Source organism: Neoaquamicrobium sediminum (assembly GCF_013240295.1).
GTDB lineage: Bacteria > Pseudomonadota > Alphaproteobacteria > Rhizobiales > Rhizobiaceae > Aerobium > Aerobium sediminum.
This window is the reverse complement of the sequence record NZ_JABETK010000002.1, coordinates 1457548-1475274: the sequence shown is the minus strand read 5'-3', so window position 1 is coordinate 1475274 and position 17727 is coordinate 1457548. Positions and strand designations below refer to the sequence as shown.

The following is a 17727-nucleotide window of genomic DNA, read 5'->3' as shown; positions in this document are numbered from 1 at the left end:
TTGCCCCTGCTTCTGGCCCTCTCGATTTTGCTTTCGTCTGTCAGCGCTCTCGGCTAGTCCCCCTGTATACAGTCCGGGACACCGATTTGAGCCAATCCGCAGATATAGCCCTCGACGCGAAACCGCGCGCGACGACGCATGCCACCGGCAGGCAGAAACTGCTCGGGCATCTCGCGATGCTGCTGTTTACCGCGTTGGTATCGGGCTCCTATTCGCTTGGCGGGATGGCCGCGTCGCATATCGGGCCGGCCGCAATCAACGCCATGCGGTTCGCGTTCGGCGTGGTGGTGATGGCAGCAGCCGTGGCTGTGCTGACGCGCGGCCGTATCCCGGCACCTCGGGCGCCGTGGCGCTATCTGGTGCTCGGCGCGCTGATGGCGGTGTTCTTCATCACCATGTTCATGGCGCTGCGGTTGACCGATCCGGTTTCGACGGGAGCGGTCTTCACGCTGATGCCGCTGATGTCGGCGGTCTTCGGCTATCTCTTTCTCGGGCAGGTGCCGCGCGGCATCGTCATCGCCAGCCTGGTGTTTGCCGGCCTCGGCTCGATCTGGGTGATTTTCGGCGGCAACCTCGATGCGCTTCTGGCTTTCGACCTGGGCCGCGGCGAGATGATCTTCTTCATCGGCGTCGTCTGCCACGCGGCCTATGCGCCGCTGGTCCGCAAACTCAACGACGGTCGCGAGCCGCTCGCGGCTTTCACCTTGTGGACGCTGGTCGCCACGGGCCTGTGTATCGCGCTCTACGGGGTCAGCGAGATCGTGCAGACCGACTGGCAATCGCTGCCGGCGATCGTCTGGGTGGCGATCGTCTACCTCGCCATCTTCACGACGGCGGGCACCACCTTCCTCGTCCAGTATGCGGCGATGCGGCTGCCGGCCGCCAAGGTTCTTGCCTATACCTATCTTTCGCCCTGCTACATCATCCTGTTCGAGGGCTTGCTCGGCCATGGCTGGGTCAGCCCCGGCGTTGCACTGGGGGCGCTGGTGACCGTGCTGGGGCTCGTCGTCATGGCTGCATCGCGTGACAGCTAGTGGACGGGAGGCGGACTCGTAAACCGTCCGTTAACCGGAATCGGCAAGCTTCACGCAAGGTTCGGCAAACGGGAACGACGGCGAGAGATGATCGTCATCAAGGCAAGCGGCTCGACGGATGTAAAGGCGCTGCGCAGGCTGGCTGCCGATCTTTCGGCGGATGAGGTCGACGTCGCGCCCGAGGAAATCCAGCCGGCGATGCCGCGCAGGCGGCGCAGGCCTTCGGTCAGCACCTTGCCCGGCGCCTCCATCGCGCCGGGGACACAGGCGGCCATCCTCGAACTGCGCCAGGTCGAGGTGGAGCCGCGGGCCAATACGACCTGACCTGAATCCTGCCAAGGTTTGGCGTCAACCACCCTTAGGCAGATAGACGACATTCTCCAGCCCTTCGAAATGGGCGTCGCAGGTAAGCAGATCAGCCTCCGCCTGAAGCGCTGTGGCGTAGATGATGGCATCTGCGGTTGCGAGCCCATGTGCGCGGCAAAGTCCTGCAGCGCGGATCGCGATCGCGGTATCGAGTTCGATTACAACGCAGCGGGTGGTGAAGGCGATAATGCCACCCGCCTCTTCCGCGCTTGCATTGCGGGACAGCCATTTCGCAAGCTCAAGCTGAATGATCGTTGGTACGATCCAATCCGACTGTGCAGGTATTTCCTGGATGAGGCGGTTGCCTGCGGCGCCTCTGATCAACCCTTCGATCCAAGCCGAGGTGTCCACGACCCTCATCAGTAGCGGTCATTGCGGTCGCGATAGCCGGTTGGGTCGGCATTGGGCAGGCTGCCCAGCAGATCCTCCAGCTTCGGCACCGGAACAAGCATCACTCCTTTGCCCTGCGGGATGAAGGCGAATTCCTGGCCGGCCTTCCAGCCTTGCCTTTCGCGGACCTCCTTGGGAATAGAGATCTGAAATTTCTCGGAAAGCTTCGTCGTTGCGTTCATCTGCATCTTACCTCATCGCCATCGATCATGGGTAGGTAAGAATATAGTGTATTTCCGCTCCATCGGGAAGGCGTCGTCGCGCCCTCAACCTTTCGGCTTCAGTCCCTCGATGAAGAGCTGTTCCAGGAAGCGCGCGGCATCCTCGAAGCGGCCTTCGGCGCCGCGATCCGGTCCGAGCACGGCGCGCACCTGGACGTCGAAATCAGCATAATGCTGCGTGGTCGCCCATATCGCGAATATCAGATGCCACGGATCGGTGCGCACGATCCGGCCGTCGCGCATCCAGCCGCGGATGATCTGGGCCTTCTCGTCTACCAAATCCTTCAATTCGCCTTCCAGCATCGGCATGACGCGCGGTGCGCCCTGCAGGATCTCATTGGCGAACAGCCGGCTTTCGCGCGGGTAGTCGCGTGCCATCTCCAGCTTGCGGCGAATGTAGCTGCGCAACTCGGTGATCGGGTCGTCGATGTCGTCGAGTTCCCGCAGCGGCGCCAGCCAGGTTTGAAGCAGGCGCTGCATCAGCGTCACATGGATGTCTTCCTTGGAGCGGAAATAGTAGAGGAGGTTCGGCTTCGACATGCCGGCGGCTTCGGCGATCTGATCGATAGTGGCGCCGCGGAAGCCGTGCTGGGCAAATACCTCCAGCGCTGCCTCCAGGATGATCTCGCGCTTCTCGGTCTGGATGCGCGTCCTGCGTTTCGGCTTTACCGCCTCCATGGCCCTTCGTTCCCCTCGCGGCGCGCAGTGCGCCAGATTTCTGGACCAATCGTCTGGACCAGCTTGCGCCGAAGCTGTGGAGCGCGCGGAAGCGCCGGCCTTTGCGCTAGTAATCCCTTGACCGCCTATGTGGCGGTGCTAACGTTTGTCCAATCGGTCAAAATTTGCGTAGCATATCTGCGCCCGAAGAACCAAGCGTTGGCCGAACAACGAGGGGCTCAAAGGAAAGAAAGGCTTGGTTATGTCCAACAGGCTCAACGTCGCGCCGAACGACCTCAGCGCATTCTGGATGCCGTTTACGGCAAATCGCCAATTCAAGCAGTCGCCGCGCATGTTGGTGTCGGCGAAGGACATGCACTATACCGCCTCCGACGGGCGCAAAATCCTCGACGGCACTGCCGGTCTGTGGTGCGTGAACGCCGGCCACTGCCGGCCGAAGATCACCGAGGCGATCCAGCGCCAGGCAGCCGAGCTCGACTATGCGCCAGCCTTCCAGATGGGGCACCCGATCGTCTTCGAACTGGCCAACCGGCTGGTGGACGTCGCGCCCGAGGGCATGGACCATGTCTTCTTCACCAATTCCGGTTCCGATCCGTCGATACCGCGCTCAAGATCGCGCTGGCCTACCAGCGGGTGAAGGGCGAGGGCAGCCGAACGCGCCTGATCGGCCGCGAGCGGGGCTATCACGGCGTCAATTTCGGCGGCATTTCTGTCGGCGGTATCGTTACCAACCGCAAGATGTTCGGCACGCTGCTGACGGGCGTCGACCACCTGCCTCATACCCACCTGCCGGGCAAGAACGCATTCACCAAGGGCGAGCCGGAGCATGGCGCGGACCTTGCCGACGAGCTGGAGCGGATCGTCACGCTGCACGACGCCTCGACCATCGCGGCCGTCATCGTCGAGCCGGTCGCTGGCTCCACCGGTGTGCTCATCCCGCCGAAGGGCTATCTCCAGCGCCTGCGCGACATTTGCACCAAGCACGGCATCCTCTTGATCTTCGATGAGGTCATCACGGGCTTCGGGCGCCTCGGAACGCCGTTCGCGGCCGACTATTTCGGCGTCATCCCCGACATCATCACTACGGCGAAGGGTGTTTCCAACGGCGTAATCCCGATGGGCGCGGTGTTTGTGAAGAAGGAAATCCATGACGCGTTCATGAACGGGCCGGAGCATCTGATCGAGTTCTTCCACGGTTATACCTATTCCGGAAACCCGATCGCCTCGGCAGCGGCCATCGCGACACTCGACACCTACAAGGAAGAGGGGCTGCTGACGCGCGGTGCGGAGCTCGCTCCCTATTGGGAGGAGGCGCTGCATTCGCTGAAGGATGCGCCGCATGTCATCGACATCCGCAATATCGGTCTCGTCGGCGCGATCGAGCTGCAGCCGATTGCCGGGCAGCCGACCAAGCGCGCCTTCCAGGCCTTCGTTAAGGCCTTCGAGCGCGGCGCGCTGATCCGCACGACCGGCGACATCATCGCGCTTTCGCCGCCGCTTATCATCACCAAGGGCCAGATCGACGAGCTGATCGATCATGTGCGCGAAGTCCTGACCATGGTCGACTGACCGCGACCAGATCCGAGGGCCGGCGACGGGAACCGCCGGCTCTCGGTGACATGAAGACGAATGAGAGGAATACTGCCGATGGCCGCACCCGGCGAGAATCTGCGCATCAACCCCGACCGCCTGTGGGATTCGCTGATGGAGATGGCGAAGATCGGGCCGGGGTTGCCGGCGGCAACAACAGGCAGACGCTGACCGACGAGGACGGCGAAGGCCGCCATCTCTTCAAGAAGTGGTGCGACGCTGCCGGCCTGACGACCGGCGTCGACAAGATGGGCACCATGTTCGCCCGCCGCGAGGGAACGGATCCGGACCTGCCGCCGGTCTATGTCGGCTCGCATCTCGACACCCAGCCCACCGGCGGCAAGTATGACGGCGTGCTGGGCGTGCTCGGCGGGCTGGAAGTGATCCGCACGCTCAACGATCTCGGCATCAAGACGAGGCACCCGATCGTCGTCACCAACTGGACCAACGAAGAGGGCACGCGCTTCGCGCCGGCCATGCTGGCGTCAGGCGTCTTTGCCGGCGAGCACGACCTCGAATGGGCATACGACCGCAAGGACGCCAAGGGCCTGCGCTTCGGCGACGAGCTGGAGCGCATCGGCTGGAAGGGTGACGAAGACGTCGGCGGCCGCCCGATGAAGGCATTCTTCGAGCTGCATATCGAGCAGGGGCCGATCCTCGAGGATGAAGATATCGACATCGGCGTCGTCACCCACGGGCAGGGGCTCTGGTGGCTGCAGGTGACGCTGACCGGCAAGGACGCGCACACCGGTTCGACGCCTATGCCGAAGCGCCGCAATGCCGGGCTCGGCATGGCGCGCGTCACCGAACTGGTGCACGAGGTGGCGATGGACTACCAGCCGGACGCCGTCGGCGCGATCGGCCACGTCGAGGTCTATCCCAATTCGCGCAATGTGATACCCGGCAAGACGGTGTTCACCATCGACATCCGCTCGCCGAACGAAAATGTGCTGAACGAGATGCGTGCGCGCATCGAGGACGGCATCGCTACCATCGCCGAGGCGCTGGATATCGGCTTCGAGGTCGAGGCCGTCGGCCACTTCGATCCCGTCACCTTCGATGAAGGCTGCGTGAAAGCCATTCGCGATGCCGCCGAACGTCTCGGCTATTCCCATCGCGACATCGTCTCCGGCGCCGGCCACGACGCCTGCTGGATCAACCGCGTTGCGCCGACGGCGATGGTGATGTGCCCCTGCGTGGACGGGCTTTCGCACAACGAGGCCGAGGCGATCAGCAAGGAATGGGCAGCGGCCGGTGCCGACGTGTTGTTCCATGCGGTGGTCGAGACGGCGGAGATCGTGGAGTGAGCGCAGGCTTGACGTTCGAAGGGGAACGTCCCTTGAAGCAGGTGATAGGTTGGACCGATGCGGCGCCGCCTTTCAAAACGCCGCTGATCGAAAGGTGCGAAGCTGCGTTGGCTCTTCCGCTTAAAGATCAGACTGTCGAGACGATGAGGCTCTTGCTTGGACAGGGTATAGCCATAGACATGCTGTTACCGCGTGCACTGGATATCCTTGAGCTGGATATCTTGGCTAGCGGGGATTTGTATGAGGGAGACCTGCTGGCATCGTGTCAGCGCCTGTCCGCATCGTATTGGAGAGAACATCCTGACCACTGGGTGCGGCTGGATTCGATCCTCCGCGACTTCGACCAAAAGGTCGATCAGGTGAACAAGGAACGTGCCGGGTTCATGGCAAACAATCCGTTCGGTGCTAAGCTATGAACTGACAGATATCGCCATTCGTGGCGCTAGGAATAGGGGAACGACAGAATGACAAAAGTCATCAGAAACGGAACCATCGTCACCGCCGACCGGACCTGGAAGGCCGATGTGCTGGTGAAAGACGGCAAGATCGTCGCTATCGGCAACGACCTGCATGGCGACCATGAATTCGACGCCACCGGCTGCTACGTGATGCCGGGCGGCATCGATCCGCACACCCATCTCGAGATGCCCTTCATGGGCACTTACTCCGCCGACGATTTCGAGAGCGGCACGCGCGCGGCGCTTTCGGGCGGCACCACAATGGTGGTGGATTTCTGCCTGCCGTCGCCCGACCAGTCGCTGCTCGAAGCGATCCAGATGTGGGACAACAAGTCGACGCGCGCTGCCTGCGACTATTCTTTCCACATGGCGATCACCTGGTGGGGCGAGCAGGTCTTCAACGAGATGCCGGAGGTGGTGAAGCGCGGCATCACGTCGTTCAAGCACTTCATGGCCTACAAGGGCGCGCTGATGGTCGACGACGACGAGATGTTCTCGTCGTTCCAGCGTTGCGCCGAGCTCGGCGCGCTGCCGCTCGTCCACGCCGAGAACGGCGACGTGGTGGCCCAGCTTTCGCAGAAGCTGCTGGCCGAGGGCAATAACGGGCCTGAAGGCCACGCCTATTCGCGCCCGCCCGAGGTCGAGGGCGAGGCCACCAACCGCGCCATCATGATCGCCGATATGGCCGGCGTGCCGCTCTATGTCGTGCACACCTCCTGCGAGCAGAGCCACGAGGCCATCCGCCGCGCACGCCAGAAAGGCATGCGCGTCTTCGGCGAGCCGCTGATCCAGCATCTCGTGCTCGACGAGACGGAGTATTTCGACAAGGACTGGGACCATGCCGCGCGCCGCGTGATGAGCCCGCCTTTCCGCAACAAGCAGCATCAGGATTCGCTGTGGGCGGGGCTTTCTGCCGGTTCGCTGCAGGTGGTGGCGACCGACCATTGCGCGTTTACCAGCGACCAGAAGCGCTTCGGCGTCGGCGATTTCACCAAGATCCCCAACGGTACCGGCGGGCTCGAGGACCGGCTGCCGGTGCTGTGGACCAAGGGTGTCAACACCGGCCGGCTTACGCCCAACGAGTTCGTTGCGGTGACTTCGACAAATATCGCGAAGATCCTCAACATGTACCCGCGGAAGGGTGCGATCCTTGAAGGGGCGGACGCCGACATCATCGTGTGGGACCCGGAGAAGACCAAGACAATCTCGGCTAAATCCCAGCAGTCGGTGATCGACTACAACGTATTCGAGGGCATCGAGGTGAAGGGTCTGCCGCGCTTCGTCTTCACGCGCGGCGAGCTTGCCGTGAACGATGGCAAGGTCGAGGCCAAGCCCGGCCATGGGAAGTTCGTCGCCCGCGAGCCGCATATGGCGGTCAACAAGGCGCTGTCGATGTGGAAGGAAGTCGTTGCGCCCCGCAGGATCGAGCGGACGGGCATTCCCGCGACCGGGGTGTGAGAGCGCAATCGCCGATGAACGCACTCGCCAGCCCGACACAGCCAGCCACCGCAACCGTAACTGCCCCCGTTATCGAGGCGACCGGCCTGGGGCTAACTTTCGAAACCGGCGACGGGCCGGTCCATGCCCTGTCCAATGTCGATCTCGCCATCGGCAAGGGCGAGTTCGTGTCCTTTATCGGGCCGTCGGGCTGCGGCAAGACAACGTTCTTGCGCGTGATTGCCGATCTCGAACAGCCGACAGCGGGGCGGATCACCGTCAACGGCATGAGCCCGGAGGAGGCGCGGCGGCAGCGCGCCTACGGCTATGTCTTCCAGGCTGCCGGCCTTTTTCCCTGGCGCACCATCGAGCGCAACGTGGCGTTGCCTCTGGAGATCATGGGCTACTCAAAGGCCGAGGTCGCGCAACGCATCGCGCGCACGCTCGATCTCGTCAATCTAACCGGCTTCGAGAAGAAGTTTCCGTGGCAGCTTTCCGGCGGCATGCAGCAGCGCGCCTCGATCGCCCGCGCGCTGGCCTTCGATGCCGATCTGCTTTTGATGGACGAACCCTTCGGTGCGCTCGACGAGATCGTGCGCGACCATCTCAACGAGCAGCTCCTGCAGTTGTGGGACCGCACGAACAAGACGATCTGCTTCGTCACTCATTCGATTCCCGAGGCGGTCTATCTGTCGACCAAGATCGTGGTGATGTCGCCGCGGCCGGGCCGCGTAACCGACGTGATCGACTCGACGCTGCCGAAAGAGCGCCCGCTCGACATCCGCGAGACGCCGGAATTCCTGGCAATCGCCGCCCGCGTGCGCGACGGGCTGAGGGCAGGGCATTCCTATGAGGATTAGGCGAGGCATTGCCGCCCTGGTTCCTCGCCCCCGCGAAGTGGGGGAGAGGTGCCGAGCAACGCGAGGCGGAGAGGGGGCTCCGTTTTCCGTTGCTCCCCCTCTCCGGCTTGCTTCGCAAGCCACCTCTCCCCATTCCATGGGGGCGAGGAAGGGCGCTTGTGCCGGGGGCATCTGAATGGACCGCCTGCGCGACAAGATCGTTCCCGTCACCGCGATCCTGCTTGGTATCGTGGCGATCTGGTATGTCGGGGCGTATCTCATGAACGCGCCGTTCCAGCGGGATCTGGACCGGCGGGCAGGCGAGACGCCGACGTTTTCGGAATTCGTCGCCAAGACGATGACCCAGCCGAAGCCGACACTGCCGGCGCCGCACCAGGTAGCGGTCAACTTTTTCGAGAACACGTTCCTGCGCAAGGTCACGTCGGCGCGCAGCCTCGTCTACCATGCATGGGTGACGCTATCGTCGACGCTGGCGGGTTTCGCGCTCGGCACGGCGCTGGGCATCGCGATCGCCGTCGGCATCGTGCATGTGGCGACGCTCGACCGTTCGTTGATGCCCTGGATCATCGCTTCGCAGACGATCCCGATCCTGGCGCTGGCGCCGATGATCATCGTGGTGCTCGCGGCGATCGGTGTTACAGGGCTGATCCCCAAGGCGCTGATCTCGACCTATCTGTCGTTCTTCCCCGTGGCCGTGGGCATGGTGAAGGGCCTGCGCTCGCCCGACATGCTGCATCTCGACCTGATGCGCACCTATAATGCGTCCGGTTTCCAGAGCTTGATGAAATTGAGGCTGCCAGCCTCGGTGCCCTATCTCTTCGCCTCCATGAAGGTCGCGGTCGCGGCCAGCCTCGTCGGCGCCATTGTCGGCGAACTGCCTACCGGCGCGGTCGCCGGCATCGGCGCCAAGCTGCTCAACGGCTCCTATTACAGCCAGACGATCGACATGTTTTCTGCACTGCTTGCGGGATCGCTCGTCGCAATCATGCTTGTCATGACCGTGGATGTAGTTGGACGGAGCGTAGAGCGTGCGATGGGAGCTCGGCCGTCATGAGCACTCCACGCAAGATGAATCTTGTGGACACCGCCTTCCAGCGGGTTTTGCTCTTTCTGATCATAATATTAACCCTGCTCTTTTATCCCCTGTTGGAGCCTCCATACCTTTCCGGGCCGGGCTGGCAATCGGTACTTATTTTGCCGTTACTGGCTTACATTATCCTCGTATTAGTCCAGCGATACCGGGGGACGGCATTGCCGCCGGTTGAGATGGGGGTCGGCCTCTTTTTGCTCGCGTACGTGCCGATCTGCCTTAGCTCTCTTCGAGGCTTTGACGGTGAAGAGGCACCTAGAAACTATTGGACTACAGTTGCCGCTTGCGCGTTGGCAGCCTGGCTCTTGAATGACCTGCTATCAGGTCCAAAATATCGGACCGGCTGGCGGGGAACGTTTGCAAAATTTGCCGTTCCGGCAATTTTCAGCCTAACGCTGCTCTTCCTCTGGGAAGTGCTGGTGCGCGCCTTCAACGTCCCGTTCGTGCTCCTGCCGCCGCCATCGGCCATTGGCGTGCGCATCGCCAATTCGCTGCCGGTGCTTGCTGCGGACGTCAACCAGACGATCTTCAAGGCGGTTTTCGCGGGCTATGCGATGGGCTGTGCTGCGGGCTTCGTCGTCGCGATCCTGGCGGACCGCTTCCTGTTCCTGCGGCGCGGCCTGCTGCCCATCGGCAACATGGTCTCGGCGCTGCCGATCATCGGCATCGCGCCGATCATGGTGATGTGGTTCGGCTTCGACTGGCAGTCGAAGGCCGCCGTCGTCGTGGTGATGACGTTCTTCCCGATGCTGGTGAACACGGTTGCAGGGCTCACGGCCGCCGGCCACATGGAGCGCGACCTGATGCGCACCTACGCGTCGAGCTACTGGCAGACGCTGTTCAAGCTGCGGCTGCCTGCGGCCATGCCATTCATTTTCAACGCTCTCAAGATCAATTCGACGCTGGCGCTGATCGGCGCCATCGTTGCCGAGTTCTTCGGCACGCCTGTCGTGGGCATGGGGTTCCGCATTTCGACCGAGGTGGGCCGCATGAATGTCGACATGGTCTGGGCGGAAATCGCGGTTGCGGCGCTCGCGGGTTCCGTCTTTTATGGCGTGATCGCTCTCGCAGAAAGAGCCGTCACGTTTTGGCATCCGTCTATCCGTGGTGGGTAGGCCAATCCAGAGGGTAAAAAAGATGAAGAAATATCTCGTATCGATGATGGCCGGCGCGATGTCGCTGGCAGCCGCGCAGGCCTGGGCTGCAGACGCGGTGACACTGCAGCTCAAGTGGGTCGCGCAGGCCCAGTTCGCCGGCTATTTCGTGGCGCTGGACAAGGGCTTCTACGAAGAAGAAGACCTCGACGTCACAATCAAGCCGGGCGGGCCGGACATCGCGCCCGAGCAGGTGATCGCCGGCGGCGGCGCCGACGTGATCGTCACGTGGATGGCGGCTGCACTTTCAGCCCGCGAGAAGGGCGTGCCGCTGGTCAACATCGCCCAGCCCTACAAGAAGGCGGGCATGCAGCTCGTCTGCCCGGCCGACGGCCCGATCAAGACGGAAGCCGACTTCCCCGGCCATACGCTCGGCGTCTGGTTCTTCGGCAACGAATATCCGTTCTATGCCTGGATGAACAAGCTCGGCTATTCGACCGAAGGCGGTGAAGGTGGCGTCACCGTGCTCAAGCAGTCCTTCGATGTGCAGCCGCTGATCCAGAAGCAGGCCGACTGCATCTCGGTGATGACCTACAACGAGTACTGGCAGCTCATCGACGCCGGCTACAAGCCCGAGGACCTGACCGTCTTCAACTATACCGAGATGGGCAACGACCTGCTCGAGGACGGGCTCTACGTGCTTGAGGACAAGCTCGCCGACGAGGCGTTCAAGGACAAGATGGTCCGCTTCGTACGCGCCTCGATGAAGGGCTGGGAATACGCGATCGCCAATCCGGAAGAGGCTGGCGGCATCGTCATGGACAATGGCGGGCAGGACGAGAACCATCAGGTGCGGATGATGAGCGAGGTCGCCAAGTTGATCGACACGCCGGACGCGAAGCTGATCCCGGAAGCCTACGAGCGCACCGCCAAGGCGCTGCTCGACCAGAAGATCATCGAGAAGGAGCCGGAAGGCGCCTACACGACGGACATCACCGACGCGATGTGATCGGGACGGGACATGAAACATGGGAAGGGGCGGGCGACCGCCCCTTTTTCGTTGTGGCGGGTGCACGGGCCGTTGTTCTTCCGATTGTGCGTCCGTCGAGGCTCGCTCCGGTGGAGGCCAGCCCTTCCGCCATTGTCGCCGCTGCGAAGACATTGTGTGCATCACACGCCCCGCCGGGCGGCTTGAGCGCCCGTCGCAAAGGACCTACCTGTGCGGCAACTCAATCCTTCCAGCTTTCGGGATGCTCCCATGAAAAACATCGGCTTTCTCTCGTTCGGCCACTGGTCGCCGTCGCCGCAATCCGGCACGCGGAGCGCTTCGGATGCGTTGCTTCAATCAATCGACCTCGCGGTGGCCGCGGAGGAACTGGGCGCGGATGGCGCCTATTTCCGCGTGCATCATTTCGCGCGTCAGCTCGGCTCGCCGTTCCCGCTTCTGGCCGCAGTCGGAGCAAAGACCAGCCGGATCGAGATCGGCACCGCCGTCATCGACATGCGCTACGAGAACCCGCTCTACATGGCGGAGGATGCGGGCGCGGCCGACCTGATTGCAGGCGGACGGCTTCAGCTCGGCATCAGCCGCGGCTCGCCCGAGCAGGTGATCGACGGCTGGCGCTATTTCGGCTACGCCCCGCGCGATGGCGAGACCGATACGGATATGGCGCGCGCCAATGCGGAGATGTTCTTCGAGCTGTTGAAAGGCAAGGGTTTCGCCCAGCCGAACCCGTCGCCGATGTTTCCGAACCCGCCCGGCCTCTTGCGGCTCGAGCCGCATTCGGAAGGCTTGTGTGACCGCGTCTGGTGGGGCGCGGCGACCGACGCCACGGCGGTATGGGCGGCCAAGCTCGGCATGAACCTGCAAAGCTCGACGCTCAAGTTCGACGAGACCGGTGAGCCGCTTCATGTGCAGCAGGCCAAGCAGATCCGCGCCTATCGCGAGGCATGGAAGGCGGCGGGACACGAGCGCACGCCGCGCGTTTCCGTCAGCCGCTCGATCTTCGCGCTGGTGAACGACATGGACCGCGCCTATTTCGGCCGTGGCGGTGAGAGCACCGATCATTTCGGCTACATCGAGCCGGAGAAGCGCGCCGTTTTCGGGCGCACCTATGCGGCAGAGCCCGACGTGCTGGTCGAGCAGTTGCGCGAGGACGAGGCGATCGCCGAGGCTGACACGCTGCTGCTGACGGTGCCGAACCAGCTCGGCGTCGACTACAACGCGCATGTGATCGAAGCGATTGTCAAGCATGTCGCGCCGGGCCTCGGCTGGCGCTAATGCAAGCGATCCGTCGCGTCGCCGGCCGGATTACGATCAGCCGGCCGACGCGGCGGTGAAGACGGCAAGCTGGTCGGCGAAAGCGCGTTTGTAGGCGGGCCTCGCCTCGCCCCGCGCCACATAGGCGGCAAGGTTGGGATAGTCGTCCAGCATATCCGACGATGCCTTCAGCCTCAGCAGCACCGTCACCATCAGCAGGTCGCCCGCACTGAAAGCGCCGTCGAGCCAGTCGGCATCGCCAAGGCGTGCGGAAAGCCCGTCCAAACGCTTGCGGATGCTGCTGTCCAGAGAGCGCAGGCGCTGCTCGTACCAAGGTTCTTCGCGCTCGAGGATCTTTACCAGACTGCGGTCGAAGATCGGTGGTTCCACCGTATTGAGCGCGGCGAACATCCAGGTAACCACGCGCGCCCGGGCGTCGGGGTCTCTCGGCAGCAGACCAGCGTGTTGCTCCGCTATATGGAATACGATCGCTCCCGACTCGAACAGGGCAAGGTTGCCTTGCTGATAGGTTGGAATCTGCCCGAAAGGATGAAGCGCGAGATGCGCGGGTTGCTTCATCTCCTCGAACGACACGAGGCGGACGTCATAGGGCTGTCCAACCTCTTCGAGCGCCCAGCGAACGCGCATGTCGCGCGCCAGACCCTTGCCGCGATCTGGCGACCGCTCGAATGCAGTGATGATGGGCTTCATCGAAATCTCCAGCTCTTTGCATCTTGAGACCGAAGGACGCAGACGAGGTTCGTCATCCGACATCGTCGGCGATTTTTCCATCCACATTCCAGGTCGTCGGCGATCAGGCCGAGACCACGAGTTTCCGTCTCTCCACCTCGCGAAACGTTCCCGGTGTCTCGCCTGTGTGACGCCGAAAGAAGCGGTTGAAGTAGGCGGGGTCGGCGAAGCCGAGCGAATAGGCGATCGCCTGCACCGGGGTCGGCGTGAAGATCAGGTCGCGCCGGGCCGCTTCCATCAACTGGCGAGCGGCCAGTTCCTGCACCGAAAGCCCGGTGGCGGCGCGCGCAAGCCGGTTGAGATGGGCTGCCGAGACGCCGATCGATTGCGCATAGAACGTCACAGGCCGGTGCTCGCGGCAGTGCGCCGCGATCAGCGTTGTCAGCTTCTCGATCCGGTCTTCGGTCGCGGAAGCGTCACCCTGTGCCGTCGATAGCGTACCGGCGCGAACCAGCGCGACGATCGCTGCCGTCATGAGCGGCTCGAGAAGCAGGAGCCGTCCGGCTGCGCGTCCGTGAAGCTCGGCGTGAAGCCGGCGCACGCTCTCGATCAGCAGGCCGGCGTTGTCGTCCTTAGGTCGCAGCGAAACCACCTGGGTCGTCGCCGCGAACGCCGCGATCCGCCGGTCCGCCGCGGCAAGGGAGGCGAGCCGGTCGCCGAGCGCGGTCAGGACCAGCCCGTCGATCTCGCGGGAAAAGCGGAAACCGTGCACCGCCCCCGCGGGATGAACAAAACGCAGGGAGCCTCGAAATGCCGCAGGTCATTTGCACCCACGATCTCGCCGCTGCCGGCCGTCAGCAGGAATATCTGGAAGAAGGAGTCGTGCCGATGCCGGGAAATCTCCCAATTGTGCAGGTGCGTACGCTCAGGGATCGTTTCGCTGTGAATCCAGAAGTCTCCGGATTCTCCTGATTTCTCACGATAAAGGCGATATGAGGGGACCGCGTTGGCCATATCTCGCTCCGGCAGTGATGTTCTGATAGTGCAATCGATTGCCCGAATTGTCCATTGTTGGGAGGTCCGGCAGTCGGGCAGTATACAGGCTGCAAGCGGAGCCAGCCGGGGAGGAACGCCAGCATGCGCACGCAGGTTGTCATCATCGGCTCCGGGCCGGCCGGGCTGCTGCTCGGCCAGCTTCTCACCAATGCAGGTATCGACAACGTCATTCTGGAGCGGGTGAGTCAGGACTACGTTCTCGGCCGTATCCGGGCCGGCGTGCTGGAAGAAGGCATGGCCGGCTTGCTCGACGAGGCAGGCGCGGGTGAGCGGATGCGTCGCGAAGGTCTGCCGCATGACGGGTTCGATCTCACATTTTCCGGAAAGCACCACAGGATCGACCTGCACGGTCTGACCGGCAAGCACGTCATCGTCTATGGCCAGACCGAGGTAACGCGCAACCTGATGGACAGGCGCGCCGCCACCGGAGGCATCAGCATCTACGAGGCGGCCGATGTGCAGCCGAACGATTTCGATGGCGAACGGCCCTATGTCACGTACAGCAAGGACGGCGTCGAGCACCGGCTCGACTGCGATTTCATCGCGGGCTGTGACGGCTATCACGGCCCCTCGCGCAAGGCGGTTGAAGGCAAGGGGCTGGAGACGTTCGAGCGCGTCTATCCATTCGGTTGGCTGGGCATCGTTGCCGATGTGCCGCCCGTCAGCCACGAGTTGATCTATTCCAACCACCGGCGTGGCTTCGCGCTGTGCTCGATGCGCTCGGCCACGCGCAGCCGCTATTACGTCCAGTGTGGGCTGGACGACAGGGTCGAGGCTTGGTCCGACGACCGCTTCTGGGACGAAATCCGTTCGCGGCTGCCGGCGGAGACGGCCGAAGCGATGACGACCGGCCCTTCGATCGAGAAATCCATCGCGCCGCTGCGCTCCTTCGTGGCTGAGCCGCTGCGGTTCGGGCGCCTGTTCCTGGTGGGCGATGCCGGGCATATCGTGCCGCCGACGGGGGCCAAGGGGCTCAACCTAGCCGCAAGCGATGTGCGCTACCTGTTCGACGCATTGCAGGAGTATTATGCAGAGCAGTCCGCTGCCGGGATCGACGGATATTCGGCCCGGGCGCTGGCGCGGGTCTGGAAAGCGGAGCGTTTTTCGTGGTGGATGACAAACACGCTGCATCGCTTTCCAGATACGGGGACGTTCGGGCAGCGCATACAGGAGGCCGAACTGGAGTATCTGACAGGTTCGCGTGCGGCGTCCACCTCGCTCGCCGAGAACTATGTCGGCCTGCCTTATTGAGGATCAACCGATGAACGAAAAACCGAAACGGCACGAACAGGGCATGGCGACACGCCGGGCGGTGCTTGGCAATGCCCATGTGGACCGCGCCGAGGCCGCAAAGACCGCATTTGATGCACCGTTCCAGGAACTCATCACCGAGGCCGCCTGGGGGCATGTGTGGTCGCGTGACACGATCACCCGGCGTGAGCGCTCGATGATGACGCTGGCGCTTCTGGCCGGCCTCGGCAATTTCGAGGAACTGGCGTTGCACACGCGCGCCACGGCCAACACCGGCGCCACGCGCGACGACATCCTGGAAGTCATGCTGCACGTTGCGATCTATGCCGGCGTGCCGCGCGCCAACCACGCGATCAAGGTCGTCAAGCACGTACTGGACGAGATGGACAAGGAGAAGGGCAAATGAGCGAGGGCATGCTCTCGAACCGCAAGCCGGAAACGGGCGCATTCTTCCAGCGCGACCGCGAGTGGCATCCGCAAGCCTATACGCCCTGGTACAAGACCTCCGTGCTGCGTTCGCCGCAGAAGGCGCTGCTGTCGCTCGACAACACGCTGTCGGAAATCACGGGTCCGGTCTTCGGCCACAATATTCTCGGCGCGCTCGACAACGACCTGATCCACAATTTCGCGAAGCCCGGTGAGAGCGCCATCGGTCCGCGCATCATCGTCTATGGGCGGGTCCTCGACGAGCGTGGCAAGGGTGTGCCCGGTGCGTTGCTGGAATTCTGGCAGGCCAATGCCGGCGGGCGCTATCGCCACAAGAAGGAAGGCTATATCGCACCGCTCGATCCGAATTTCGGCGGCTGCGGACGCACCATCACCGACGAAGACGGCGGTTATGTCCTCCGAACCGTGCAGCCAGGGCCATATCCCTGGCCGAATGGTCCCAACGACTGGCGCCCGGCGCATATCCACTTCTCGATCTTTGGGCATGGGTTCGCGCAGCGGCTCATCACCCAGATGTATTTCGAAGGCGATCCGATGATTCCGCTGTGCCCCATCGTCAAGACGATCAACGATCCGCGGCGATCTCCGATCTGACGGCAGCGCTCGACATGAGCGCGACGACGCCTATGGACAGCCGCGCCTACAAGTTCGACATCGTCCTGCGCGGTCGCCGCTCCACGCTCTTCGAAAATCGCCTGGAGGGGAACTGACCATGGCCCAGCCGCTCAATCGCTTCAAGGAAAGCGCGTCGCAGACCGCCGGTCCCTACGTCCATATCGGGCTGACGCCGAACTTCTCCGAAATCAGCGGTGTTTATCCGCACGATCTCGGCTCCAGCATGGTGAACGACAAGACGCGCGGGAAACGCATTGCCATCACCGGGCGCGTGCTCGACGGCACCGGGACCCCGCTGAGGGATGCGCTGGTCGAGATCTGGCAGGCTGACGCCGACGGTCTCTACAACTCGCCCTCGGAGATGCGCGGTGCGGCGGACCCCAATTTCACCGGCTGGGGGCGTTGCGCGACGGATATGGTTTCGGGCGAATTCCGTTTCGAGACGGTCAAGCCCGGCCGCGTGCCCTTCACCGATGGCAGGCTGATGGCGCCGCACGTCACCTTCTGGATCGTCGCGCGGGGCATCAATATCGGCCTGCACACGCGCATGTATTTCGGTGACGAGGAGGCGGCCAATGCCGAGGACCCGGTCCTCGCACGCATCGAGCACCGCGTTCGGGTGCCGACGCTGGTGGCCGAGCCTGTCGAAGACGGCTATCGCTTCGACATCCATCTGCAGGGCGAGAAGGAAACCGTCTTCTTCGACATCTGATGGCTTTGAGCGCTGTTGGTTGACACCCGCCGTGGCAATGTGCGTCCTTCGAGGCTCGCTTCGCTCGCACCTCAGGATGAGGACTGTTGTGCATCGAGCCCACCGCGAGCGGATTCGATCAACCCACCTCCCTCATCCTGAGGTGCGAGCGAAGCGAGCCTCGAAGGACGC

Annotated in this window: 18 protein-coding genes and 3 pseudogenes; 16 read left to right on the top strand and 5 right to left on the bottom strand. The window is 63.1% G+C overall.

Going from position 1 to position 17727, the window contains the following annotated elements; genetic code table 11:
* Positions 1–86: 86 nt before the first annotated feature.
* Positions 87–1034, top strand: a complete 948-nt coding sequence (locus HK436_RS19140) for a DMT family transporter (protein WP_244649052.1) — start codon at positions 87–89, stop codon at positions 1032–1034.
* A gap of 87 nt (positions 1035–1121) precedes the next feature.
* On the top strand, positions 1122–1358 hold the full coding sequence (locus HK436_RS19135) for a hypothetical protein (RefSeq protein WP_173192296.1): 237 nt from the start codon (positions 1122–1124) through the stop codon (positions 1356–1358).
* Between the two features lie 24 nt (positions 1359–1382).
* Here the strand turns inward: HK436_RS19135 and HK436_RS19130 are convergent, their stop codons facing one another.
* The 3 genes from HK436_RS19130 to HK436_RS19120 all read right to left on the bottom strand — a co-directional run bounded on the left by HK436_RS19130 (position 1383) and on the right by HK436_RS19120 (position 2689).
* Positions 1383–1760 carry a type II toxin-antitoxin system VapC family toxin gene (locus HK436_RS19130; protein WP_173192295.1) on the bottom strand — a complete coding sequence of 126 codons (378 nt, stop codon included), beginning with the start codon at positions 1758–1760 and terminating at the stop codon, positions 1383–1385.
* Entirely contained in the window at positions 1760–1972 is a 213-nt protein-coding gene (locus HK436_RS19125) for an AbrB/MazE/SpoVT family DNA-binding domain-containing protein (RefSeq protein ID WP_173192293.1), read from the bottom strand. Before HK436_RS19125 ends, HK436_RS19130 begins: the two co-directional genes overlap by 1 nt.
* 84 nt (positions 1973–2056) lie before the next feature.
* Positions 2057–2689 carry a TetR family transcriptional regulator C-terminal domain-containing protein gene (locus HK436_RS19120; RefSeq protein ID WP_173192291.1) on the bottom strand — a complete coding sequence of 211 codons (633 nt, stop codon included), beginning with the start codon at positions 2687–2689 and terminating at the stop codon, positions 2057–2059.
* Between the two features lie 241 nt (positions 2690–2930).
* Between HK436_RS19120 and aptA the strand changes: the two are divergent.
* The 9 genes and pseudogenes from aptA (at position 2931) to HK436_RS19075 (ending at position 12806) form a co-directional block, all read left to right on the top strand.
* Positions 2931–4258 (top strand): annotated as a pseudogene (gene aptA, locus HK436_RS19115) (omega-aminotransferase AptA).
* 78 nt (positions 4259–4336) lie between these two features.
* A pseudogene (locus tag HK436_RS19110) lies at positions 4337–5586 on the top strand (Zn-dependent hydrolase).
* A 41-nt stretch (positions 5587–5627) separates the two neighbouring features.
* A complete protein-coding gene (locus HK436_RS19105; RefSeq protein ID WP_312860687.1) occupies positions 5628–6002 on the top strand; it encodes a contact-dependent growth inhibition system immunity protein in 375 nt (124 codons plus the stop codon).
* Positions 6003–6050: 48 nt separating this feature from the next.
* Positions 6051–7502 carry a dihydropyrimidinase gene (gene hydA / locus HK436_RS19100; RefSeq protein WP_173192287.1) on the top strand — a complete coding sequence of 484 codons (1452 nt, stop codon included), beginning with the start codon at positions 6051–6053 and terminating at the stop codon, positions 7500–7502.
* A 14-nt stretch (positions 7503–7516) separates the two neighbouring features.
* Entirely contained in the window at positions 7517–8341 is an 825-nt protein-coding gene (locus tag HK436_RS19095; RefSeq protein WP_173192285.1) for an ABC transporter ATP-binding protein, read from the top strand.
* Between the two features lie 175 nt (positions 8342–8516).
* Positions 8517–9395 carry an ABC transporter permease gene (locus HK436_RS19090; protein ID WP_173192283.1) on the top strand — a complete coding sequence of 293 codons (879 nt, stop codon included), beginning with the start codon at positions 8517–8519 and terminating at the stop codon, positions 9393–9395.
* Entirely contained in the window at positions 9392–10546 is a 1155-nt protein-coding gene (locus tag HK436_RS19085; RefSeq protein WP_244649050.1) for an ABC transporter permease, read from the top strand. Before HK436_RS19090 ends, HK436_RS19085 begins: the two co-directional genes overlap by 4 nt.
* A 22-nt stretch (positions 10547–10568) precedes the next feature.
* On the top strand, positions 10569–11534 hold the full coding sequence (locus tag HK436_RS19080; protein WP_173192282.1) for an ABC transporter substrate-binding protein: 966 nt from the start codon (positions 10569–10571) through the stop codon (positions 11532–11534).
* 249 nt (positions 11535–11783) lie between these two features.
* Positions 11784–12806, top strand: a complete 1023-nt coding sequence (locus HK436_RS19075; RefSeq protein ID WP_173192280.1) for an LLM class flavin-dependent oxidoreductase — start codon at positions 11784–11786, stop codon at positions 12804–12806.
* Between the two features lie 36 nt (positions 12807–12842).
* Here the strand turns inward: HK436_RS19075 and HK436_RS19070 are convergent, their stop codons facing one another.
* Together HK436_RS19070 and HK436_RS33080 are read right to left on the bottom strand one after the other, a co-directional pair.
* Entirely contained in the window at positions 12843–13496 is a 654-nt protein-coding gene (locus HK436_RS19070) for a glutathione S-transferase family protein (RefSeq protein ID WP_173192278.1), read from the bottom strand.
* A gap of 103 nt (positions 13497–13599) precedes the next feature.
* Complete coding sequence (locus HK436_RS33080) at positions 13600–14247, bottom strand: helix-turn-helix domain-containing protein (RefSeq protein ID WP_312860637.1); 648 nt, start codon at positions 14245–14247, stop codon at positions 13600–13602.
* A 38-nt stretch (positions 14248–14285) separates the two neighbouring features.
* Between HK436_RS33080 and HK436_RS31555 the strand changes: the two genes are divergently transcribed.
* The 5 genes and pseudogenes from HK436_RS31555 (at position 14286) to pcaG (ending at position 17556) form a co-directional block, all read left to right on the top strand.
* The gene (locus tag HK436_RS31555) at positions 14286–14447 is read left to right on the top strand and encodes a hypothetical protein (RefSeq protein WP_244649048.1); all 162 of its coding nucleotides are present in this window, start codon (positions 14286–14288) and stop codon (positions 14445–14447) included.
* A 165-nt stretch (positions 14448–14612) separates the two neighbouring features.
* Complete coding sequence (gene pobA, locus HK436_RS19060) at positions 14613–15782, top strand: 4-hydroxybenzoate 3-monooxygenase (protein WP_173192276.1); 1170 nt, start codon at positions 14613–14615, stop codon at positions 15780–15782.
* A 10-nt stretch (positions 15783–15792) separates the two neighbouring features.
* Positions 15793–16188 carry a 4-carboxymuconolactone decarboxylase gene (pcaC, locus tag HK436_RS19055; protein ID WP_173192274.1) on the top strand — a complete coding sequence of 132 codons (396 nt, stop codon included), beginning with the start codon at positions 15793–15795 and terminating at the stop codon, positions 16186–16188.
* Between the two features lie 8 nt (positions 16189–16196).
* Positions 16197–16939, top strand: a pseudogene (gene pcaH / locus HK436_RS19050) (protocatechuate 3,4-dioxygenase subunit beta).
* 2 nt (positions 16940–16941) lie between these two features.
* On the top strand, positions 16942–17556 hold the full coding sequence (pcaG, locus tag HK436_RS19045; RefSeq protein WP_173192272.1) for a protocatechuate 3,4-dioxygenase subunit alpha: 615 nt from the start codon (positions 16942–16944) through the stop codon (positions 17554–17556).
* Positions 17557–17727: the final 171 nt, after the last annotated feature.